At 55.0% G+C, this 20,380-nt stretch carries 24 protein-coding genes; 14 read left to right on the forward strand and 10 right to left on the reverse strand.

Annotated elements, in window-relative coordinates; genetic code table 11:
* Positions 1–3: 3 nt before the first annotated feature.
* The 5 genes from THINI_RS02860 to THINI_RS02880 are packed head-to-tail and all read left to right on the forward strand — an operon-like array spanning position 4 to position 4,645.
* The gene (locus THINI_RS02860) at positions 4–645 is read left to right on the forward strand and encodes a NuoB/complex I 20 kDa subunit family protein (RefSeq protein ID WP_002707157.1); all 642 of its coding nucleotides are present in this window, start codon (positions 4–6) and stop codon (positions 643–645) included.
* Positions 646–650: 5 nt separating this feature from the next.
* Positions 651–1,187: an NADH-quinone oxidoreductase subunit C gene (locus THINI_RS02865; RefSeq protein WP_211206957.1), complete on the forward strand. Its 537-nt coding sequence runs from the start codon at positions 651–653 to the stop codon at positions 1,185–1,187.
* The gene (locus THINI_RS02870) at positions 1,180–2,352 is read left to right on the forward strand and encodes an NADH-quinone oxidoreductase subunit D-related protein (RefSeq protein WP_002707159.1); all 1,173 of its coding nucleotides are present in this window, start codon (positions 1,180–1,182) and stop codon (positions 2,350–2,352) included. Before THINI_RS02865 ends, THINI_RS02870 begins: the two co-directional genes overlap by 8 nt.
* Entirely contained in the window at positions 2,349–4,151 is a 1,803-nt protein-coding gene (locus tag THINI_RS02875; protein ID WP_002707160.1) for an FAD-dependent oxidoreductase, read from the forward strand. Before THINI_RS02870 ends, THINI_RS02875 begins: the two co-directional genes overlap by 4 nt.
* A complete protein-coding gene (locus THINI_RS02880; RefSeq protein ID WP_002707161.1) occupies positions 4,148–4,645 on the forward strand; it encodes a ferritin family protein in 498 nt (165 codons plus the stop codon). The genes THINI_RS02875 and THINI_RS02880 overlap by 4 nt, the downstream gene beginning before the upstream one ends.
* 38 nt (positions 4,646–4,683) lie before the next feature.
* Here THINI_RS02880 and THINI_RS02885 read toward each other — a convergent pair whose 3' ends face one another.
* The 3 genes from THINI_RS02885 to THINI_RS23090 form a co-directional block, all read right to left on the reverse strand.
* Positions 4,684–4,899, reverse strand: coding sequence for a hypothetical protein (locus tag THINI_RS02885; RefSeq protein ID WP_002707162.1), 216 nt, complete (start codon positions 4,897–4,899; stop codon positions 4,684–4,686).
* A gap of 210 nt (positions 4,900–5,109) precedes the next feature.
* A complete protein-coding gene (locus THINI_RS02890; RefSeq protein ID WP_002707163.1) occupies positions 5,110–5,586 on the reverse strand; it encodes a DUF302 domain-containing protein in 477 nt (158 codons plus the stop codon).
* A gap of 162 nt (positions 5,587–5,748) precedes the next feature.
* A complete protein-coding gene (locus tag THINI_RS23090; protein WP_050987988.1) occupies positions 5,749–6,444 on the reverse strand; it encodes a hypothetical protein in 696 nt (231 codons plus the stop codon).
* A gap of 226 nt (positions 6,445–6,670) precedes the next feature.
* Between THINI_RS23090 and THINI_RS02900 the strand changes: the two genes are divergently transcribed.
* Positions 6,671–7,390 (forward strand): Crp/Fnr family transcriptional regulator, encoded by a 720-nt coding sequence (locus tag THINI_RS02900; RefSeq protein ID WP_002707164.1) that lies wholly within the window; start codon positions 6,671–6,673, stop codon positions 7,388–7,390.
* Positions 7,391–7,432: 42 nt separating this feature from the next.
* Positions 7,433–8,005: a YceI family protein gene (locus THINI_RS02905; RefSeq protein WP_002707165.1), complete on the forward strand. Its 573-nt coding sequence runs from the start codon at positions 7,433–7,435 to the stop codon at positions 8,003–8,005.
* Here the strand turns inward: THINI_RS02905 and THINI_RS02910 are convergent.
* The 5 genes from THINI_RS02910 to THINI_RS02930 all read right to left on the reverse strand — a co-directional run bounded on the left by THINI_RS02910 (position 8,002) and on the right by THINI_RS02930 (position 12,966).
* Positions 8,002–8,556, reverse strand: coding sequence for a PqiC family protein (locus tag THINI_RS02910; RefSeq protein ID WP_040839030.1), 555 nt, complete (start codon positions 8,554–8,556; stop codon positions 8,002–8,004). The two genes, THINI_RS02905 and THINI_RS02910, sit on opposite strands and share 4 nt — an antisense overlap.
* A 110-nt stretch (positions 8,557–8,666) precedes the next feature.
* A complete protein-coding gene (locus THINI_RS02915) occupies positions 8,667–10,331 on the reverse strand; it encodes a PqiB family protein (RefSeq protein ID WP_002707167.1) in 1,665 nt (554 codons plus the stop codon).
* Positions 10,328–10,984, reverse strand: coding sequence for a paraquat-inducible protein A (locus THINI_RS02920; RefSeq protein WP_002707168.1), 657 nt, complete (start codon positions 10,982–10,984; stop codon positions 10,328–10,330). Before THINI_RS02920 ends, THINI_RS02915 begins: the two co-directional genes overlap by 4 nt.
* The gene (locus tag THINI_RS02925; protein WP_002707169.1) at positions 10,968–11,603 is read right to left on the reverse strand and encodes a paraquat-inducible protein A; all 636 of its coding nucleotides are present in this window, start codon (positions 11,601–11,603) and stop codon (positions 10,968–10,970) included. The genes THINI_RS02920 and THINI_RS02925 overlap by 17 nt, the downstream gene beginning before the upstream one ends.
* A 181-nt stretch (positions 11,604–11,784) precedes the next feature.
* The gene (locus THINI_RS02930; RefSeq protein ID WP_040839034.1) at positions 11,785–12,966 is read right to left on the reverse strand and encodes a DUF481 domain-containing protein; all 1,182 of its coding nucleotides are present in this window, start codon (positions 12,964–12,966) and stop codon (positions 11,785–11,787) included.
* Between the two features lie 244 nt (positions 12,967–13,210).
* Between THINI_RS02930 and THINI_RS02935 the strand changes: the two genes are divergently transcribed.
* The 4 genes from THINI_RS02935 (at position 13,211) to THINI_RS02950 (ending at position 16,442) form a co-directional block, all read left to right on the forward strand.
* A complete protein-coding gene (locus THINI_RS02935; protein WP_002707171.1) occupies positions 13,211–13,795 on the forward strand; it encodes an RNA polymerase sigma factor in 585 nt (194 codons plus the stop codon).
* Positions 13,796–13,800: 5 nt separating this feature from the next.
* Positions 13,801–14,061, forward strand: coding sequence for a hypothetical protein (locus THINI_RS02940; RefSeq protein WP_002707172.1), 261 nt, complete (start codon positions 13,801–13,803; stop codon positions 14,059–14,061).
* On the forward strand, positions 14,054–14,923 hold the full coding sequence (locus tag THINI_RS02945; RefSeq protein WP_002707173.1) for a mechanosensitive ion channel family protein: 870 nt from the start codon (positions 14,054–14,056) through the stop codon (positions 14,921–14,923). The genes THINI_RS02940 and THINI_RS02945 overlap by 8 nt, the downstream gene beginning before the upstream one ends.
* A gap of 82 nt (positions 14,924–15,005) precedes the next feature.
* Positions 15,006–16,442 (forward strand): mechanosensitive ion channel family protein, encoded by a 1,437-nt coding sequence (locus THINI_RS02950; protein WP_002707174.1) that lies wholly within the window; start codon positions 15,006–15,008, stop codon positions 16,440–16,442.
* Here the strand turns inward: THINI_RS02950 and THINI_RS02955 are convergent.
* Positions 16,336–17,301: a YbgA family protein gene (locus tag THINI_RS02955; RefSeq protein WP_002707175.1), complete on the reverse strand. Its 966-nt coding sequence runs from the start codon at positions 17,299–17,301 to the stop codon at positions 16,336–16,338. The two genes, THINI_RS02950 and THINI_RS02955, sit on opposite strands and share 107 nt — an antisense overlap.
* On the reverse strand, positions 17,301–17,873 hold the full coding sequence (locus THINI_RS02960) for a glutathione peroxidase (RefSeq protein WP_002707176.1): 573 nt from the start codon (positions 17,871–17,873) through the stop codon (positions 17,301–17,303). The genes THINI_RS02955 and THINI_RS02960 overlap by 1 nt, the downstream gene beginning before the upstream one ends.
* 162 nt (positions 17,874–18,035) lie before the next feature.
* Here THINI_RS02960 and THINI_RS02965 point away from each other — a divergent pair, with 162 nt between their 5' ends.
* The 3 genes from THINI_RS02965 (at position 18,036) to THINI_RS02975 (ending at position 20,368) form a co-directional block, all read left to right on the forward strand.
* On the forward strand, positions 18,036–19,079 hold the full coding sequence (locus tag THINI_RS02965) for an agmatine deiminase family protein (protein ID WP_002707177.1): 1,044 nt from the start codon (positions 18,036–18,038) through the stop codon (positions 19,077–19,079).
* A complete protein-coding gene (locus THINI_RS02970) occupies positions 19,076–19,963 on the forward strand; it encodes a carbon-nitrogen hydrolase (protein WP_002707178.1) in 888 nt (295 codons plus the stop codon). The genes THINI_RS02965 and THINI_RS02970 overlap by 4 nt, the downstream gene beginning before the upstream one ends.
* 132 nt (positions 19,964–20,095) lie before the next feature.
* On the forward strand, positions 20,096–20,368 hold the full coding sequence (locus THINI_RS02975; protein ID WP_002707179.1) for a hypothetical protein: 273 nt from the start codon (positions 20,096–20,098) through the stop codon (positions 20,366–20,368).
* Positions 20,369–20,380 lie beyond the last annotated feature (12 nt).

Below are 20,380 nucleotides of genomic sequence, written 5' to 3' on the forward strand. Positions count from 1 at the left end.
ACTATGAAAGAAGAATTACTCAAGCGCGTCGTTAAAACGCCGGATGGTCAGGAGATCGAGGTTGAGCCGCTGCTGGATTATTACTGCCAGGAAGGGCCGACCGTACAGCCACCGGCTTACACTGCGATTATCGAGAAGCTGTTCAACTGGGCGCGTTCCGAATCGCTGTGGATTCTGGGCTTCGGCACCGGCTGCGGGGCGATCGAAATGCGCCCACTGATGACACCGCGTTTCGATGCTTACCGTTTCGGCATCCAGTGGCGACCTACCCCGCGTCAGTCCAATTTGTTCGTGATTTCCGGCTATCTGTCCACCAAAACGCTGAAGCGTGTGATCCGCTCCTACGAGCAGATGCAGGGGCCGAAATACGTGGTGGGACTGGGTTCCTGCACCATCAACGGCGGCATGTACTGGGATTCCTACAACACCATCAAGCGGCTGGACGATTACCTGCCGGTGGATGTGTACATCGCAGGCTGTATGCCGCGCCCGGAAGCTTTACTCGCCGGGTTTGAAGAACTGAAAAAAATCATCCGCGCAGGCAAGGCGGAAGGCGCAAACAAATATGCCGAGAACTTTGAGTGGTACAAGGCAAACCAGAAAAGCGTCATCCACGACTGGGATATGCCGGACTACAACTGGTGATGGGTATGCAGGCACTTTACGACACATTGAAACAACGCTTCCCGCTCGGCGAACTGACGGTGCAGCGTGGTAATCTGGCTTTCATTACGGTGGAAGCCGTGCGCTTGTACCCGTTACTGCGTTACCTGCGCGACCATGAAGGTTTCAGCCATCTGGTATTGCTGACTGCGGTTGACTGGATCGAGGCTGGGCAATTCCAGCTTACTTACCTTCTGAACAACCGCGCCCAATGCAAAGATGTCGGCTTGCGGGTGATGATCCCCCGCGACCAGCCGCAGATGGAAAGCATCCACGACCTCTGGCCTGCTGCCGCCACTTACCAGCGCGAACTGCACGAAATGTTCGGCATCGACTTCCCCGGCAGCCCGCGCCTTACCGAAGAATTCATTCTGGAAGGCTGGAACGACATTCCGCCCTACCGCCGTGATTTCGACACGCTGGAATACGCCCGGCAAGCCTTCCGTGACCGCCCTGGACGTGAAACCCGCGACCCGGCAACGCACATGAAACAGCAGCTATACGGGGACAAAGGCAATGTTTGAGCTAGACCGCAGCCAGTACCCACAAACCAAGCCTGACGGCACACTGGACATTGACCTCAGTTCCGGCAAATACCTGAAGCTGTGGCAAGGCCCGCAACACCCCGGTATTACCGGCAATATGGCAATCGAGCTGACCGTGTGCGGCGACGAAGTGGTGGAAGGCAAGACCCATGTCGGCTACCTGCATCGCGGCTTTGAAAAGCTGATGGAACGCCGCACCTTCATGCAGTGCTTCCCCATCGTCTGCCGTATCTGCGTACCGGAACCGGATTTCAACGAATACTGCTACGCTGCCGCCGTCGAGGAACTGGCCGGGTTGGAAGTACCGGAAATGGCGCACTGGATTCGCACCCTGATCTTGGAAATGGGGCGCGTCAACAGCTACATGATGTACCTCGGCGGGCAGGCAGGCGCACTCGGCCTCGGCGTAATCGGCCAATGGACAACCTACGTGCGCGACCTGATGCTCGACCGTTTCGAGGAACTGACCGGCGCGCGCATCTACCACATGTTCATCCTCCCCGGCGGGGTGCGCGACCGGCTGCCGGAAGGTTTCGCCAAACGCATGGAAGAAACCTTGCAGGAAATGGAAAGCACCCTGGCCGATGTCGAGCGCGTCATGTTCCACAATGCCGTGTTCAAGAAACGTACCGTTGGCGTTGGCGTAATCGAAACCGGTTGGGTGGACAGTTACGGCATCACCGGCCCCAACGCCCGCGCCGCCGGAGTCGCCAAGGATGTACGCAAGGATCAGCCATACCTGGTCTACCCCGAACTTGATTTCGAGATTGCCACCGGCAATGATTCCGACATTTACACCCGCGCCGATGTGCGCCGCCGCGATGCGCAGCTTTCTATCGACCTGATCCGGCAGATTCTGGCGAAAATGCCTAAGGAAGGCGAAGTGATGGCGGCACTGCCCAACGTGCTGCACTGGAAAATTCCGCGTGGTGAAACCTATGTGCGGGGCGAATGTTCGCGCGGCGAATACGGCTATTACCTCGTCACCGATGGCAGCGGCTACCCACGTCGGGTGAATGTGCGCGGGCCATCCTACACCCATTCCATCGCCCTGTTTGAACGCATGGTGGTCAACGCCAACATTGCCGATGTTGCCGCCCTGCTGGTGTCGCTGCACACCTATCCACCGGAGATTGAACGATGAGTATCCGTGACGTGCTTTCCCCATTTACTGCGTGGAAAAACCTGTTCCGCGAACCGGTGACGATCAAAGACCCGCTCAATGACCGCCCCGGTTCCGCCCGCTATCGCGGCTTTCACAAGAACGATCTGGAAAAATGTATCGGCTGCGGGACGTGCGAAACCATCTGCCAGAATGGTGCGATTGACATGCTGCCGGTGGACGGTATTCCAGCTGTGCAGGGCGATTCCGGCCTGCGTCCGCGCATCGACTACGGGCGCTGCTGTTGGTGTGCACTATGCGTGGATGTGTGCATGACCGGCTCACTCACCATGTCCAACGAATACAAATGGATCGAAAGCGACCCGGACAAATACCTGTACATGCCCGGCGTGGACAAGAAGCACTGGGACAATGCCGAACTGGGTTACAAGCGCCACGAAGAGCGCCATCTGTCCCCCGGTGAACGGGTGGAAATGCCGGAGCTAAAACCCTCAGCACGGATGGATTCCTTCGTCGAAATGGTCAAGGGTTACGACATTGCGCAGGCACAACTGGAAGCTGACCGCTGCGTATCCTGCGGGCTGTGTATTGCCACCTGCCCTGCCCACATGTCGATTCCGCAATATATCAAGGCGGTGCGCGACGGCGATTACGATCTTGGCGTGCAATTGCTGTATGAAACCAACCCGTTTTCGCAGGTATGTGGACGGGTTTGTACCCACCGTTGCGAAGATTCCTGCGCGGCACGGCACGAAGGCGACCCGATTGCCATCCGCTGGCTCAAGCGCCACATCATTGATCAGGTTCCGCAGGAACGGGTGCTGGAGCTGATTGGCAAACCGGCTGCGCCAACCGGCAAAAGCGCTGCCATTATTGGTGCCGGCCCGGCTGGTCTGACGGTTGCGTTCGATCTTGCCCGCATGGGACATTCCGTCACGGTATTTGAAGCACAGGCAGCAGGCGGCGGCATGACCCGCTATGGCATCCCCGAATACCGCCTGCCTTACGACGCACTGGATCGGGACATCGCCGTGATCACCGCAATGGGCGTTGACATCAAGTACAACCACCGCGTCGGCGTGGATATTTCCATGCAGCAACTGGAGGCAGACTACGACGCCGTAGTGCTGGCGATTGGCCTGCATCAGGGGCGTTCCACCCGTATCCCCGGTTCCGACCACCCGCAGGTACGCAAGGCAGTTGATTTGCTGCGCCAGATTACCAACGGTGAACAGATCGACGTACCCAAATCCATGGTCGTGATCGGCGGCGGTAACGTGGCAATGGACATTGCCCGCAGCATGGCTCGCCTGCAAACGCAGCAATACGGCAAGGTCAACATCACCCTGACCGCGCTGGAAGACCTCGACCATTTCCTGGCTGACCCGGTGGAAGTGAAGGAATCGTTCGAGGAATACATCAACATCCTCGACAGCCGTGGCCCGCGCGAATGTGTGTTTGACGACAAAGGTAATCTGGTCGGCCTGAAAACCTGGAAAGTGCTGTCAATTTTCGACGAAGAACGCCGCTTCGCCCCAAAATACGACGAGTCCGACGAACAAATCCATGAAGGCGAAATGGTGGTCGAAGCCATCGGCCAAATGGCGGATGTCAGCATCCTTGGCGACGCCCTCACCGAACGGCTGGAATGGAACCGTGGCCGCATCCAAATCGACCCTAACGGACGCACTTCCGAAAACTGGCTGTGGTCAGCAGGCGATTGCGTGAAAGGCCCAGATGTGATCAACGCCGTCGCCGACGGACACCGTGTCGCCAACAGCATCAACAGCGTATTTGCACAACAGGAGGCCAGTGCATGAGCAGCGAAGCCAATATCGAACGCCTGAAAAGCAAAACCACCCTGCAGGAAATTCTGGGAGTCGCCACCGAATTTGAACGTACCGCGCGGGATTTCTACACTGCCCTCACCCCCAAAGTGCGCAAAAATATCCGTTGGCTGGTGCAGGAACTGGCGGAAGAAGAACAGCGTCACTACGACCTGTTTACCGGACTGGCAGTCCGCGATGATATTGATGAGGAACTGAAAGCCGAGATCGAACGTCCGGCCAGTGACCACAAGTTTTCCGACTGCATCCAGACGCCCGATTTGGGAGAAAACCCGGATGATCAAGCCGTATTGCAATACGCGCTGATGCGGGAACATGCGGCGATGGAACAGTACCATTCACTGGCGCAGAGCACGCAGCCGGGGCCAATCCACGACCTGTTCCTTTACCTCGCCAACGAGGAAACCAAGCACAAGAATGAGTTGGAGAAGGTTTATTATGAGGTGGTGCATAGCGGCGGGGTGTAACCGCCATGCCCTGCGTTCATGCTACAAATGATTATGGTCTAGGCGGTGGGAACGTGGCTAATGCCGGTTTGCCGCCCATTCTTGTCATAGCTGTAGAGCAATGAACCTTTTTGAACGCTGATATTGTTCGGCGTATATGCCTTCAACCCATCTGTTGGCCAGCGACTGGGGGCAGAAATGGATGTTATCGCCGTGCCCTCCTGATCGTAGATATAAATCAATGTGCCACGCTGTACTGCTTTGCCAATCGCCATGCTCATACTCCCTATGTGGTAAAAATGCTTAAGTTAAAATTTTCTTTATCTATCGGAACAATTGTAATGTTACCGTGTAAACTTGTCTTGATATTTGACTTACATCAACTAGGGTTACCCCTAAACCAAATTGTCACAAACTTATAGGGGGTTATCCGACAAACGGTAAGGTACTTTCCCTCCACCCACCATTTGCCGGATGTATCATGCCTACTGGTTAGCGAAAGCGATAAACTTTTGCTGCTCCGTAGCCACCGGCCCACCCATGACCTCAGCGACAACCCCGCCAAACATTTTCCCCAACAAACCGGCATTCATAGTGCCAATATAGGTTTTACCGTCATTTTTCTGGTAGACGCTGATGGTACAAGGCATCATGACTGACACAATCTTGCTGTCATCCGGATGCAGGATTTTGAAGGCATGATGGGGTTGGCAAAGGTTTACAAGGCGCACAGGGGGCAAATCACCACCACCGTGTTTTTTCACCGAGTCGTTTAAGGGGGAAACACTCGACACGACCCAGCCTTCGGCAAGCGCATTCTGGCTGATCTTTTCGACAGTTTCTTCCACCCCAAATGGGCTTGGGTGTTCCTTCAACATCAGGCTTGGCATCATTAACCATCCCGCCACGCCGACAGCCACAGCTCCCAGCACAAAACCAGCCAACATGTTTGACACTCTCATGGGCAATTTCCTCCTTTGCCTTTGGTATGGGACTTACATACTTGCAATCAATTGTGGACGTGCCCTTTTACGCCCCGGAATTTTATTGTGATGGGTTGTATATGTCTCCAACTGTGTAAGTTGGGGGCTACTAACGTGACCCTCTGGGTTGCGCCCAAATAGTTATTGTGCAGGCGCTACTGGAGGGGTAGTCGTGGTACTTGCGGCGGTAGCAGGTGTTGCTGCTTCAGCGGGTTTTTCAGCAGGCGTTACGGCGGCTGGCGCTGCCATTGCTTTACGCCGCTCCTCCATCATTTTGAAGAATGCATTTGCCTGAGCAAGCTGGGCGGCCATTTGTTGCTGCATCTGTTCATAACCGGGGGCAGGCATTGTGTAGCCATATCCCGGCATCATCGGGGCTTGCCCTTGCACTGACGGCATTTGAGGTGCCGCCATTTGCTGCATACCGTAACCCCCCCATGGGTTGCCATAACCCCACGGGTTATTCTTGTAGGAATTACCGTAGCCATACAGGTTGTTGTAGCCACTACCGTAACCATCGCCATACCCGTAGAGGTTGGCAGCGGTATCGCCACGGCCACTGCCGTAGACATCTGAATTCATGTCGGTCTTGCCTTTGCCCTTGAAGGTAATGGTGAAATCGACTTCGCCATCAGCATCGCCCTTGCCACGCCCCCAACCACTCAGGTCGCCCGCACCAGTACCGTAGCCTTGGCCATAACCACTAGTAGAGCCTTGGCCGGAACCATACCCCTGACCGAGGCCACTACCATTATCAAAGCCATCAGACCAGTCCGCGACAGCCACGCCGGACAAGGCAAAACCTGCTACCAACAGTGCGATTTTAATCTTTGACATCTAATATTTCCTCTCTCATTTTCAATAACTTAGATTCGTTAGCTTTTCCATGCAACCAAAGCGAAATTACCTTTTTACCAGCTGTTTACGCCTTGATGAATGTCAAGTGGATAACACTCCTGAATTTTTCCAAGCAGGATTTTGATAAACATCAAAAACATGGAAGCTTTTACTACCCGACTGATGTGGTCTACACTGAAACTGCTTTAGGAGAGGAGGAACAAGAATGGCATCCCAATCAGCAGATGCTCCCGTCAAATTAAAAAACCGTGTTATCCAACTTTTACGGAAATCCCCGTTATTACAGGCATTTTCCCTCCAGCAATTCGATACCCTGATCCAGCAGGCCAAAATGCACCAGCTCGCGGAAGGTGAAATGCTGTTCCGGCAGGATCAGCCATTACAGGAAGTTTTCGTTTGTATTTCCGGCTGCATCAAACTGTTCCACCTGACAGCCGATGGACATGAAAAAATTATCAATATTGTCTCCCCCGGCCAAAACTTTGCCGAAGCCATGCTGTTTACCGAGGGCAATGTGTGCCACATGAATGCAGCAGCCCTGAAACAGGCGGAAGTCATTGGCATCAACGCTGACCAGTTCAAGGCATTCCTGGGGGAATCCCCATCCTTGTGTTTCAGTGTCATGAGCCTGCTAAGCAAGCGTATCCAGTGGCTACTGGACGAGGTTGACCGCCTGACCCTACATAATGCCACTTTCCGGTTGGTGTATTTCCTGTTGGAAACCCACCAGCACCCCAACTATTGCAACATCATTTCGCTGGATGTGCCGAAACATGTGATTGCCTCACGCCTGTCCGTCCGGCCTGAAACCCTGTCACGCATCCTGAAAAACCTGATTGAGCAAGGCTTGATTTCTGTCCATGACCACAAGATTGAGCTGGTTGATGTGGACGGGTTGAAAGCGATGCTCAGCCTCGGAATTTAGGCAATAATCAGATCCACCCAACAGAAAAAGGAAGATACGCACATGAAACAACGTTTGAAGCTTGCCGCCCAAATCCTGCTGCCTTTGCTCTTGCTTTCACAAGCGGTGGCTGCTGACTGGGTACTGGACAACGACAAATCCGCCCTGTATTTCGTTTCGATCAAAAAGGAAAACGTGGCGGAAACCCACACTTTCAAAAACCTTTCCGGCCTTATCACCGAAGCGGGTCAGGGTTCCCTGACCATCGATCTCGCCAGCCTCGAAACCAATATCGACATACGCAACACCCGGATGCGCGACCACCTGTTTGAAACCAGTAAATTCGCCACCGCCACTGTCAGCGTTGACCTGACCCAAACCGGCCTCAAACCCGGCATCCAGACCGTCAAGGTGATACTGGATTTGCATGGGGTGAAAAAGGAAATCCCGGCGGTGGTCGCCATTACCGAAGTGGGTAATACCGTGCAGGTTGCCAGCGTCGCCCCCGTCATACTGGACGCAGCAGAATTTGATCTGGCGGGCGGCCTCACCACCCTGCGGGAAATCGGCGCGGTTGCCAGCATCAGCAATGCCGTACCAGTTACCTTCTTCCTCAGCTTTGCGAAGCAGGACTAACGCGCCGCCAGCGCCCGAACCATCTGGTTGGCGAGATCAGCCACCAAGGTACTTTGCGCCTTGACGACACCTTCCACGCCCGCCTGGGTGGTTTTGCGTTCCAGCGCCACTGGTTCAGTGACGAGGATTTTACCGTCACTGCCAGCCTCCAGCTGCCACAAACCACGCAACACCGCCTTGCTGCCGGGCGTGCCGTCAAACTGGTCGAGTTTCACCACTACCTGATACTGGGGGGTCTGGCTGGCCTCCCAGGGAATGGTTTGCACTTGAGTGGCAGGCAAACGCCACTGCAATTGCTGGGAAAGGGCGCTGAGAAATTCGTCCTCCAGTTGCCCGCCCCACAGATGGGTATCAGAAACCTCCACCGTGGTGGCGTCCTGGCGGATGACCATACCTTCACGATCCAGCAGGGTCGGCAATTTGACGGGCCCCACGCCCAGGCTTTTGATGCGCTGGGAAACGGCAGCGGCGGCTTCAGCATTGCCGGTATCAGCCGCCAGGGTGTGGTACAGCGTTGGGGTACTGGAACAGGCGGTTAAAAGTAATGCCAAGAGAAAAGACACCCCTCCTAACCTCCCCTTATCAGGGGGGGAACAAGACACGGTTCCGGTTAAACTCCCTCCCCTGATAAGGGGAGGGTTGGGGAGGGGTTTCTTCATGCTCATTCTCCTGTCTTCCCACGCAACAACGAGGCTGGCTGGCGTTGCAGGGTTTCGGTCAGGCTACGCACCGAACGGGATGCAGCGGTCAGCTCTTCCAGCATTTCCTCCAGCTGGTGCTGGGTAGGTGAATTGCGCGCCGTTAATTGGTCAATATGCGTCATGGAACCCTGGATTTTTTGCAGGGTTTTGCCCAGATCCAGCGTAATCTTGTTCACATCCTGGGTCACGCTGGGCAGGGTAGCCTTGTCCACCTGCTGGATGGCCTGCTTGGCAGCCTTGACGGCCTGTTCCGCTTCGGCCAACACGCCATTCAGGTTATCCACGGCCTTGTCCAGCTTGCCGCTGTTAACCAGTTTGTTGATACCAACGAGGGTATCTTCCAGGCTGATCATCACATCGGTTGCCATCAACGGCAGGTCTTCAAACACGGAACCGGTCGTCGGGAACTCGCTGTAAAACTGGGTCTTGACGATTTGCGCCGGTTCCGGTTCCTTTTCCATGCTCAGCGTGATTAGCTTCTGACCGGTCAGCAAACTGGCGGTCTCCAGCTTGGCGCGCAGACCTTTGTTCACCAGCTTCCGCATCGCCTCTTCCGCTTCCGGCAAGGTGATGGCGCTATCAAAATGCTGCGGCTGGATGGATACCAGCACCGGAACCCGCACATCCAGGGATTCCCGGTTCATGCGGATGTCGATATTTTCCACCTGACCGACCGGGATGCCCTGGTATTCCAGCGGCGAACCTACGGTCAGGCCACGCACCGAGCCGTTGAAATACATCACGTAATACAGGCGTTGGCTGAATTGCTCTTTCTGGGTATCCGAGTAGCTGGCATACAGGGGGAAGGTGGCACCTTCTGCACTGATTTCCCCCGCCGTCAGGGATGTTGGGGTTTCAAACGCAACCCCCCCTATCAGCAGTGATGCCAGCGACTCCATGCGGAACTCAGCCCCTGCCGCACTCATCTTGAATTCTGCCCCGCTAGCGTTCCAGAAACGGCTGTTGCCGTGGACGAAATCGTAATAAGGGTCGCGGATAAACACTTCCAGCCGTACCTGGCTTCTGTCCTGCAACAACTGGTAGTCAATCACTTCGCCAACCTGCAATTGCTTGAAGAATACCGGCGCGCCAATATCCATCGACCCCAACGAATTCGACATGAGGAAAAAACGCCTGCCATTTTCCGTCGGCGCAATCACTGGCGGGCGTTCCTCGCCCTTATAAAAGCTCTGGTCATCAGTGTTGGTGCCTGGGTCCATGCCGATATACGTGCCGGAAAAGAAAGTGCTCAAACCAGACACACCAGAGCGGGTGACGCGTGGGCTGACCACCCAGAACTTGGCATCATTGCCCAGATGGCGGCCGATTTCCTTGTTCAGCTCCAGCACTGCCTCAATGGTTTTCAGGTCATCGCTGAGGCGCAGTTTACGCAACTTGCCAACCGTCACTGCCTTGTAGCGCACCTCAGTCGTGCCCGCTTCGATGCCTTCCGCGCTGGTGAATTGCACCGTGATGGTAGGGCCTTTCTGATACCATGCCTGCAACATCAGCCACAAGCCGATCACAATGGCGGCCAGTGGAATCAGCCATACCGGCGACGGCCAGCGCTGTTCGTGCAGCTCCACTTCCGGCAGGACATCAGGCTGCCCAATCCCGTTGCTCATGCAACATGCTCCTCTTGGTGGGAAATATCCCAGATCAAATGTTCATCCAGCGTGCGGGCGGCAAACATGGTCAGTACCACCACAGCCGCAAACGACAAGGTTCCGGCATTTGCCTCAATCCGCGCCAGCGTGCCGAATTGCACCAGACCAGTGAGGATGGCAATAACGAACACATCCACCATCGACCAGCGGCCAACGTATTCCGTCACCTTGTACAACTGCATCCGCTCATGCGGACGCCAGCGCGACTTGCGCTGGATGCTAATCAGCAGGAAACTGATCACAAACAGTTTCAGCAAGGGCACAACCACACTGGCCACGAATACGATCAGCGCCAATGGCCATTGCCCCGCTTCCAGCAGGTGCAACACCCCGCTGATGATGGTGTCAGGCTGCCCCTGCCCCAGCATGTAGACGCTCATCACCGGCAGCACATTAGCCGGAATGTAAAGCACGACGGAAGCAATCAGCAATGCCCAGGTCACCTCCACGCTGTTGTTGTGTTCATGGCGGCGGATGGTCGCGCCACAACGCGGGCACACCATGACCTCACGTTTGCCGATACGCACGGGCGGCTTGCTCAGGAAACCGCATACCCGGCACTGGATCAGCCCGGCGTCGCTGGCAGTCCGCACTTCACGCCCGTTGCCCATGTTCACCCTCCGCCCGGGTTTTATCCAGCTCGCGCCAGACAGTAAAGGGGTCGAGTACCGCAGTCGCCGCCGCCATCGTCACAATCAGACCGGCAAATGACCAGAATGAAGCGCCGATAATCAATGTCGCCAGATCACCTAGCTTCACCACTGCCACCAACACCCCCAGCATGAATACTTCCAGCATCCCCCAAGGCTTAAGCTCGCGCATCCAGCGGTACAGAAAAATGGCCAGCGATGATTCCCAGCGAAATTGCACCGTCAGGGTCACGATCAGCAACGACAGCAACTCAAATAGGGGAAAAACGATGATGTTGAGCACGATCAACCCCGCCAGCACCTGGTATTCCTGATCCCAGAACGCCAGGCTCGCGCCGAACAGGTGCAGTTCCTGCTCCACCCCTTGCGCCCGTAAGCCAATCAGGGGAAACAGGTTGGTCATGACAAACAGGATCAGCCCTGCCACAGTCAAGGCCAGCGCAGTTTCAAACATGTTTTTACGGTTACGGTAAAGCACTGCCCCACAGCGGATACAGATTGCCGTTTTGCCGGATGCAACCGGGCGGTAACGGTGCAGCTGGCCACATTCAAGGCAGGCAATGTCGGAACGCTCATGCATCGGCGCATAACCTTATGGAATAACCCGAGACAAACACGCGAGAAACCAAGCCGGACACCAACCCTAACCCCCTAGAAAAATTTTTGCCACTATAACACGTAAAAGCGGGGGAGCCGAAGCCCCCCTAGTCGACGGTGGTTTTATGACAGGAAAACCATTACGTCAGTCGAACAAAACAGGGTTATTTCAGGCGGTAAGTCACGCCCATGAACAGGGATTTGTCCACTTCGTCATTACCGTTGGCGTCAATGCCATCATCTACCTTGGTCAGTGCCGCCACGGTATCAAACGCCAGCTTATTACTGAGGTAGTAACGGTAGGTGGAACTGGCCGCATTGGTGGTCGTATCCTGACCAGTCTTGTCGTTGTGGTCATAGTCGATAGCCCAACTGTTCAACCAGTCCACACGGTCGGAAATTTCATGGGTCAGACTCATGTTGTTCCGTGCAGTGTAGCTGTTGTCATCATCCTGCAAGATAGCGGATGCAGACGCCTCATTGGAAAACTGGGTGCGGTTGCTCAACGGCTTGTGGTATTCACCCGCAATATCCAACGCTGGCTTACCGTCGCCACCATCATAGTCCTTGATCACTTCGCTCAGGCCAGCCTTGACCAGCCAGCCATGTTTACGGGTGGAAATGCGCTCGTTAACCAACACATCATAGGCTTTCAGGATGCCTGCCGCACCGAGTTCACCATTGGTCTTGCCGGATGCTTGCATGACCGCTTCCATATCGGCCACCCAGTTCTGACGGTAATCCGTTGCACCGTATTTGGAACGGTATTCCGACTCTTTGGCGATAACATTGGCCAACTGGTTGTATTCCGCCTTGGTCAGGTCGCCAGTCAGCTTGTTCTTGTCACGCAGGGCTTCCACCAAGCGGATAGCCTGTGCCATCGGGGTAACATTGACCACTCGGCCATAACCGACACCTGCGCCCACCTTGACGCGCGGGTCATCAGCACCTTTTTTCACGCCGACTTCACCATCCGTGTACCAGAATGCACCTTTACTGTCTGGCTGAAAGTACTTGTTCATACCAACCGAACCAGTACCGATGTAGTTTTCCTGGGTTTCATCACCGGAATTGGGGCCGCGTTTCGAGGAACCCTGCAAGTCACCGTTGATTTTCACATCACGGTCAGGGGAGCTGAATACGCGCTCGTAGTTCATGTCCAAGTTCAGGTCATGGCTGGTCTGATCCTGGTTACCGCTGTTGACGTTCAGGCGGCCTGAAACATAGGCGTCTTCATACGCGCTGGTTGGCTGCTCGTAGTCATACAGGGTAACGTCAGCCGACACCGGGGTAACAACACCGGCAATCGCGGAAGTGATACCCAATGCAAGAATGTGCTTTTTCATTGTATTAATCTCCATAATTTTCATAAAACTCACCATAAACATGTTCCACAGCGCCTGAGAGGGCAGGCATTTCTGTGTCACTTGTGGGTGAGATGTCTCAGGAAACAAGAAAGTCACAATTTTTTCGAAAATTTTTCGTTTGGCCGGGAAAGCACTACACTTGCGCGTCTTGTCGGTTTCCATTCAAAGAAACTTTGTGACTTTTTGACATTCAACGTCGTCATAAAAGACGACGGAGGTTTTTATGGAAGAAATTCTTCACAATCTGGATGAAGAAAGCCTGATTACGCGTTGCCGCACTGAGCTGCCCTATGTCATGGATGCCTTTAGCGAAGTGGTGCGGCGTTACGAACGTTATGTATTCAACTTGTGCCGCCGCTATTTGGGCGCGGAAGACGAGGCAGAAGATGTGACGCAGGATGTTTTCATGCGCGTATTCCATGCCTTGCCACAATTTGAAGGCCGTTCGCAGTTCAAAACCTGGCTGTACCGCATCGTCATGAACCAATGCCACAACGTGGCGGACAAGCGTAAACACTTCGTGCGCGACACTGACGATGAGGAAGGCGGTAGCCTGTTCGACAGCCTGCTGGTAGATGAACACACGCCTGCCGACAACTATGACGCCAGTGAAGAGGAAGATTGCGTACAAAAAACCCTCGGCAAGATGCGCCCCGGTGAAAGTGAAATCCTCAACCTGCGTTTCATGGGCGAACTGTCACTGGAAGACATCGCTAACACCCTGGACGCCAAACTGAGCGCCACCAAGATGCGCTTTTACCGCGCCATGGAACAATTCAAGAAACTTTACGAAAAACTGTGTATGTGACCGCCATGCCCGAACCACACGAACAACTCGAACAGGAACTGCAAACCATCTGGCGACACGCGGCCAACACCCGCAAGGCCAGTTCACAACGCCGGGTCGAACACATCCTGCGCCGCTCACGGGCGGAACTGTCGGCGCGCGACCTGTTGAAATTTACCAGCTACCTACTGAGCGCCTTTTTCCAGTTATACGGCGCTGTGCTGAATTCCCTGTTTGCCACGTCCTGCAAGCCTGATTCTGCCCCGGAGAAATACAACCATGAGTGACCCAATCAATTTCAAAGACCTGATCCAGCTTGATGAATTCGTCAACAAACGCTTGCTGGAACCCTTGTTTGGGCAATGGGACTTGCTGGTCGCATTCCTGCCCAAGGTCATTGCGGCTCTGATTGTACTGGTCATCGGCCTACTGATCGGGGTCATCCTGGCGATGGTCGCCCGCTCCATCCTACGCAAGATCGGCATCGACAAACTCAGCCGCCATGCGGGGGTTGACGCCATGATGTCCGAAGGTGGGCTGAAAAGCACCCCTTCCCAACTCATCGGCAAGATGGTGTTCTGGCTGGTGTTTTTCGCCACTTTGATGCCCGCCACCGAGTTGCTGGGCATACAGGAGCTGACCCGACTGACGGAAAGCTTCGTGGTGTTCCTGCCCAAGATCATCGCCGCCATCATTATTGTGGTATTTGGTTTTGTGATTGCCAATTTCCTGCGCCATACCGTGGTGGGCAGCAGCAGCAATATTGGCCTGACTTCCACCAAGACCATTGGCGGCATGGTCTACGGCCTGACCGTTGCCATCACTATCGTGGTGGCGCTGGGGCAAATGGGCATGGATACGCAACTGCTCTACACCGTGCTGATCACCATCATCGCCTCGATGAGCTTTGCGATCGCGTTGGCAGTAGGACTTGGCGGGCGGGAAATGGCGCATAATCTGGTGGCAGGGTTCTATGCGCGGGAAAGCTTCACGCCGGGGCAGGAAATCACCTTTGGTGATTACACCGGCATCCTCAAGGAAATCCAGGCACAGAATGCATTGGTGGAACTGTCTAAAGGCGAGGTGGTTTCCATCCCCAACAGCCTGTTATTTCAGCAGCCGGTACGCCGCAAAACAGCTGAAGGATAGGGAAGGTTGAAGATGTGGTAGGCTTGCTGAATTCAAGGCTTGCAGAGCCACCCCCAACCAAAACAACAGACGGGCAATCATTATGGCGGAACCAAAAGACCTGCTGGAATCCAGCAAGGAGGACATCCTTGAGACCGGCGACCTGGTACAGAACTGGGTCGTCGACAACCTGTTCAGCCCGGAACGGCTGATCCAGTATGCCGTCGCCATCATCGGGCTGGTGATCGCTTTTTACATCAGCCGCTGGGTACGCAGCCAGCTCCAGTTGCCCGCCGGGGAACACCGTTTGAAACGCCTGTTTTTCCGGCTGGTGCGGCGGCTGGCTTTTCCATTGGTGTTGGTTATCTGGACTAGCCTGGCGATACTGGTTTACGACAATTTGCACAAAGGCCATGTCATCATTGACACCATCAACGACCTGGCCTTCGCCTGGGCCTTGATACGGCTGGCATCCGCTTTCATCAGCAACCCAACGGTCAGCCGCTCCGTAGCGGTGTTAATCTGGGGCATTGCCGCCCTCGACATCCTTGGCTACCTGTCCAAAATAACAGACTGGATGGAAAGCATCAAACTCGGTTCCGGCAAAGGTTCCCTCACCCTCAATGACGCTGTTTCCTCCGGTTTGTCGGTAGCCTTGTTTGTGTGGCTGGCGCTCGTTGCCGCCAACCTGATTGAACGTGCCATCCAGAACAACCCCAACCTGAGCCTGTCCTCCCAGGCGCTGCTGGCGAAAATCTCCAAGTTTTTGTTGCTGACGCTAGCCTTCCTGATTGGCCTGAATACGGTCGGCATCGACCTGACTGCATTTGCCCTACTCGGCGGTGCCATCGGGGTCGGTATCGGTCTGGGCTTGCAGAAAGTTTTTTCCAACCTGATTGCGGGCATCATCCTGTTGATGGACAAATCCATCAAGCCGGGCGACACCATCGTCGTCAGCGGACGCTATGGCCGGGTTAACCGCCTGAGTGCGCGCTATGTTTCCATGATCACCCGTGATGGCACTGAACACCTGATCCCCAATGATGAGCTGATCAACAATCAGGTGGAAAACTGGTCATACAGCGACCCCAACGTGCGTTTGCGGATTCCGATCGGGGTGCATTACCAGTCGGATGTCAAAAAAGCGATGGAACTGTGCATTGAGGCCGCCCAGGAAACCCCACGGGTACTGAAATACCCAGCCCCGGTTTGCCTGCTGAAAGGTTTCGGCGACAACTCGGTCGACCTGGAACAGCGTATCTGGGTCAACGACCCCATGAACGGTTGTGCCAATGTCAAAAGCGCCGTGATGCTGCGTATATGGGAAAAATTCCGCGCCAACGGCATTGAAATTCCTTACCCACAGCGTGACCTGCACTTGCGTAGCGTAGATACTGCCGTTGTCGCCCAATTGGCACAGTCAGTAGGGGCTGTTACAACTGGTTCCGCAACATCAGCTCCCCCGGATGCGGGTTCAGGTAATGCTGCCGCCCGATATAAGGCTGCGGATGCCGCCGGAAATGGTGCTTCAGCAGCGTGACCGGTACAATCAGCGGCAGGTAGCCATTGCGGTACTGATGGATGGTTTCCAGCAATTCCTGACGGTCTTCACTATCCAGATCATTTTTCAGGTAACCCATCAGGTGCATCAGCACATTGGCGTGCTGCCCGCGTGACACCCACTTTTCCAATGCCGTCATCAGCAAATGGATGTAGGCATTTGCCAATGCCGCAAAATCAGGGGTGCTACCCACCTGCGCCACCATCTGCCCCAATTCACGGGCAATATCCTGGTCATGCGCCATCAGGATGTATTTGTGGTCAGAATGGAAATCCACTAGACCGGCAGGTTTCATGCCGCTTGCCTGCAACTGCTGCCAGCGGTGGTAAACAAACACGCGCCCGATGAAATTTTCCCGCAGTACCGGGTCACACAGACGCCCCTCTTCCTCTACCGGCAATAAGGGGAATGCCGTCTTCAAGCGGCTGGCAAAGATACCTACCCCATCGCGCTCTGGTGGCACGTTGCCCTTGTCCGGGTTATACACCTTGACCCGCTCCATCCCGCAACTGGGGGAATTCTTTTTCAGGATATACCCGTGGACTGCCTGCAATTGCGGCCTGACCCTATCCAGAAAACCTGCCAGCGCTTCGGTATTGTCAACCTCAGGCTGCTTGATGTTCACGGCGCGGATGTCCCCTGCCCGCCGTACCAGATGCATGGTCGGGCGCGGCACACCCAGCCCCGCGCCCATTTCCGGGCATAAGGGCACGAAATCAAAATACAGGCCAAGTGTGCCGGTAATATAACCATCCCGCTTGTGGCCACCGTCGTAACGCACTTCCTGTCCCAACAGGCAACTGCTGATGCCGATTTTTATTCTGTCACTGGGCTGCATTACGGCAAATTCGCTTCAATCAGGTTGACCAGTTTGCTGCTCTGCGGGGTAACGAAGCTGGAAAAGCTGCCAATCAGCTCACCCTTGGTGTTCAGCACGTATTTATGGAAATTCCAGCGCGGGTATTCACCTGCCATTTCCCCCAAGGTTTTGTAGATGGGGGAAGCGTTGTCCTTAGCGGCATGGGTTTTCTCGAACATGGGGAATTTGACGCCATAGGTCAGCTCACAGAACTCCTTGATTTCCTGTTCCGAACTGGGATCCTGACCGGCAAAATCATTGGAGGGGAAACCCAGCACCACCAGCCCGCGATCCTTGTAACCACTGTACAGTTTTTCCAGCCCCTCGAATTGCGGGGTGAAACCGCATTTGCTCGCAGTGTTGACGATGACCACGACCTTGCCCTTGTATTCCTGGCAGAGGTTAACCTCCTTGTCAGCGCCCAGCATACGCAAGGAGAAATTCAGCGCGGCAGGGCAACCATTGTCCGTGGCAGGCCCGGCCACCGCTTCCGCCAATACATTGGCTGAAGTCAATAGCCCTAACACCAATCCAAACAATTGCTTATACATGACCGGGAATCCTCCAGTGTTGAAATACAAGTATTGTCTCACCTTTGTCGTACTTCAGGTAAATAGCTACAAACAAACCGGGGAAATGGTAACAGAATTCCAGATGCCAGACGCCCACCCGCTTTGTATAATCGCCGCTTTGTTCCACAGCGGCAAACCAACATGAAAACACGCGAATTCGTCGCCGAATGGCATCCCCAATGGGGCGTCCTGCTGGCCTGGCCACACCCGGACACCGACTGGGCCGACAACCTGCAAGAGGCCGAAACCTGTTACGCGCAAATTGTCAGCGCCATCAGTCACCGCGAACACGTATTGCTGCTCTGCCATGATGCAGCACATCAAGCGCATATCGAAGCAGTATTGTCGCAAGAAACAGCGTGGAACCAAGGCAACGTCCATTGCGTGCAAATGCCTTACAACGACACCTGGGCGCGTGATTTCGGCTTCATCACCGTCATGCAGGACGGCAAGCCCATGTTGTTGGATTTCACCTTCAACGCCTGGGGCGGCAAGTTCGACGCCGCACTGGATAATGCCGTGAATGCGCAACTGACTGTCCTGCCATTACTGGCAGGTAATATGCTGGAAACCCACCCGCTGGTCATGGAAGGCGGTAGCCTGGAAACTGACGGGCAAGGCACGCTGCTGACCACCGAAATCTGCCTGCTCAACCCCAACCGCAACCCGGCGCTCGGCAGGACAGACATCGAAACCCAACTGCGGGCAGCGCTGGGCGTGGAACGCATCCTGTGGCTGGCAAACGGCCATCTGGAAGGCGACGACACCGATGCCCATATCGACACGCTGGCGCGCTTTGCCGACCCACAATCGATCATTTACATGATTTGCACCGACCCGGCGGACTCCCATTATGCGCCACTACAGGCAATGGAAACCGAGCTGAAGGCACTGCGTCAGCCCAATGGCGAAGCTTACCGCCTGTTCCCCATTCCAATGCCCGCCGCCATTTACGACGGGGACAGACGCCTGCCCGCCAGCTATGTCAACTTCCTGATCATTAACGGCGCGGTGTTACTGCCGGTGTATGCCGACGAATGCTTTGACCCGGTTGCCATCGAACAAATGCAGGCAGCCTTCCCTGCCCATGACATCATCCCGATTGATTGCCGCGCCCTGATTGCGCAGAATGGCAGCCTCCATTGCGTTACCATGCAGATTCCCCACGAGGTCGTAAGCGTATGAGCCGTAAACTGAAAGTCGCCGTCGTCCAGCACGGCAATTCCAGTGACTACCAGAGTAATCTGGACAAAAGCATGGCTGGCATCCGCCGCGCTGCCGCCCAGGGCGCGCAACTGGTGATGTTGCAGGAGCTGCATACCGGCCTGTATTTCTGTCAGGTGGAAGACACTGATTATTTCGACCTGGCCGAAACCATTCCCGGCCCCAGTACCGACACTCTCGGCAAACTGGCGGCGGAACTCAGCATCGTGATCGTTTGCTCCCTGTTCGAGAAACGCGCCACCGGCTTGTACCACAACACCGCTGTGGTACTGGATACCGACGGCAGCATGGCTGGCAAATACCGCAAGATGCACATCCCCGATGACCCAGGCTATTACGAAAAATTCTATTTCACTCCCGGAGACCTCGGGTTCACCCCAATCAAAACCAGTCTGGCAACGCTCGGCGTACTGGTCTGCTGGGATCAGTGGTATCCGGAAGCCGCCCGCCTGATGGCGCTGGCAGGTGCGGAACTGTTGCTCTACCCCACCGCCATCGGCTGGAACCCTCAGGATACGCACGAGGAACAAGCCCGCCAGCGTGACGCCTGGATCACCATCCAGCGTTCCCACGCCGTCGCCAACAATATCCCGGTGCTCAGCGCCAACCGGGTTGGCTTTGAAGGCGACCCCAGCGGGCAAACCGCAGGCAGCCAATTCTGGGGCAGCAGCATGATCGTCGGCTGGCAAGGCGAGTTGCTGGCTCAAGCGGATACCACCAGCGAAATCGAGCTGGTGGTGGAACTGGACATGAATCGCACCGAGCAAGTGCGCCGCTGGTGGCCTTACCTGCGTGACCGCCGTATTGACGCCTACACCGACCTTACCCGCCGCTACCGGGACTGATAAAAAATTTTAAGGAAATTTCCGCCTGGAATGTGAACCTTCTCACAGATTATTATTACTAATAGGCGTAATAGTTATAAATATGAAGGCTGATAAAAACTAGGTTCACCTGAATCTGGGAGGGAAATGACAATGACAGGCTTGCACAAGGTCATGGGCATGACCGTTATCCTGATGGCGTTTACGTCATCACCCGCTTACGCTTACCTGAAATACTATCCCATTGATAATGCGGGTGACGAGGGCAACAGCGAGGAATCCTGGGATTTTTACGGGCAACTGAAGAAGTTGCTGGGAGCCAACTTATACGGCCACCTATTGGGCAATGACGAATTCCTTCAATTGCAGGAAATCGTCATTGCCCATTTCGGGGACAAATACATGGTCGCTGCGCCACCCAAGTGAAGCCGGGCAGCT

It is taken from the genome of Thiothrix nivea DSM 5205 (assembly GCF_000260135.1).
GTDB classification, from domain to species: Bacteria; Pseudomonadota; Gammaproteobacteria; order Thiotrichales; family Thiotrichaceae; genus Thiothrix; species Thiothrix nivea.

What these genes read in the sequence shown, in the direction of transcription:
- THINI_RS02860 (WP_002707157.1), top strand. Translation starts at nt 4, where the DNA reads ATGAAAGAAGAATTACTCAAGCGCGTCGTTAAAACGCCGGATGGTCAG.
- THINI_RS02865 (WP_211206957.1), top strand. Translation starts at nt 651, where the DNA reads ATGCAGGCACTTTACGACACATTGAAACAACGCTTCCCGCTCGGCGAA.
- THINI_RS02950 (WP_002707174.1), top strand. Translation starts at nt 15,006, where the DNA reads ATGGCGGAACCAAAAGACCTGCTGGAATCCAGCAAGGAGGACATCCTT.
- THINI_RS02925 (WP_002707169.1), bottom strand. Translation starts at nt 11,603, where the DNA reads ATGCATGAGCGTTCCGACATTGCCTGCCTTGAATGTGGCCAGCTGCAC.
- THINI_RS02915 (WP_002707167.1), bottom strand. Translation starts at nt 10,331, where the DNA reads ATGAGCAACGGGATTGGGCAGCCTGATGTCCTGCCGGAAGTGGAGCTG.
- THINI_RS02885 (WP_002707162.1), bottom strand. Translation starts at nt 4,899, where the DNA reads ATGGCGATTGGCAAAGCAGTACAGCGTGGCACATTGATTTATATCTAC.
- THINI_RS02930 (WP_040839034.1), bottom strand. Translation starts at nt 12,966, where the DNA reads ATGAAAAAGCACATTCTTGCATTGGGTATCACTTCCGCGATTGCCGGT.
- THINI_RS23090 (WP_050987988.1), bottom strand. Translation starts at nt 6,444, where the DNA reads ATGTCAAAGATTAAAATCGCACTGTTGGTAGCAGGTTTTGCCTTGTCC.
- THINI_RS02955 (WP_002707175.1), bottom strand. Translation starts at nt 17,301, where the DNA reads ATGCAGCCCAGTGACAGAATAAAAATCGGCATCAGCAGTTGCCTGTTG.
- THINI_RS02870 (WP_002707159.1), top strand. Translation starts at nt 1,180, where the DNA reads ATGTTTGAGCTAGACCGCAGCCAGTACCCACAAACCAAGCCTGACGGC.
- THINI_RS02970 (WP_002707178.1), top strand. Translation starts at nt 19,076, where the DNA reads ATGAGCCGTAAACTGAAAGTCGCCGTCGTCCAGCACGGCAATTCCAGT.
- THINI_RS02875 (WP_002707160.1), top strand. Translation starts at nt 2,349, where the DNA reads ATGAGTATCCGTGACGTGCTTTCCCCATTTACTGCGTGGAAAAACCTG.
- THINI_RS02920 (WP_002707168.1), bottom strand. Translation starts at nt 10,984, where the DNA reads ATGGGCAACGGGCGTGAAGTGCGGACTGCCAGCGACGCCGGGCTGATC.
- THINI_RS02905 (WP_002707165.1), top strand. Translation starts at nt 7,433, where the DNA reads ATGAAACAACGTTTGAAGCTTGCCGCCCAAATCCTGCTGCCTTTGCTC.
- THINI_RS02960 (WP_002707176.1), bottom strand. Translation starts at nt 17,873, where the DNA reads ATGTATAAGCAATTGTTTGGATTGGTGTTAGGGCTATTGACTTCAGCC.
- THINI_RS02890 (WP_002707163.1), bottom strand. Translation starts at nt 5,586, where the DNA reads ATGAGAGTGTCAAACATGTTGGCTGGTTTTGTGCTGGGAGCTGTGGCT.
- THINI_RS02940 (WP_002707172.1), top strand. Translation starts at nt 13,801, where the DNA reads ATGCCCGAACCACACGAACAACTCGAACAGGAACTGCAAACCATCTGG.
- THINI_RS02900 (WP_002707164.1), top strand. Translation starts at nt 6,671, where the DNA reads ATGGCATCCCAATCAGCAGATGCTCCCGTCAAATTAAAAAACCGTGTT.
- THINI_RS02880 (WP_002707161.1), top strand. Translation starts at nt 4,148, where the DNA reads ATGAGCAGCGAAGCCAATATCGAACGCCTGAAAAGCAAAACCACCCTG.
- THINI_RS02965 (WP_002707177.1), top strand. Translation starts at nt 18,036, where the DNA reads ATGAAAACACGCGAATTCGTCGCCGAATGGCATCCCCAATGGGGCGTC.
- THINI_RS02945 (WP_002707173.1), top strand. Translation starts at nt 14,054, where the DNA reads ATGAGTGACCCAATCAATTTCAAAGACCTGATCCAGCTTGATGAATTC.
- THINI_RS02975 (WP_002707179.1), top strand. Translation starts at nt 20,096, where the DNA reads ATGACAGGCTTGCACAAGGTCATGGGCATGACCGTTATCCTGATGGCG.
- THINI_RS02935 (WP_002707171.1), top strand. Translation starts at nt 13,211, where the DNA reads ATGGAAGAAATTCTTCACAATCTGGATGAAGAAAGCCTGATTACGCGT.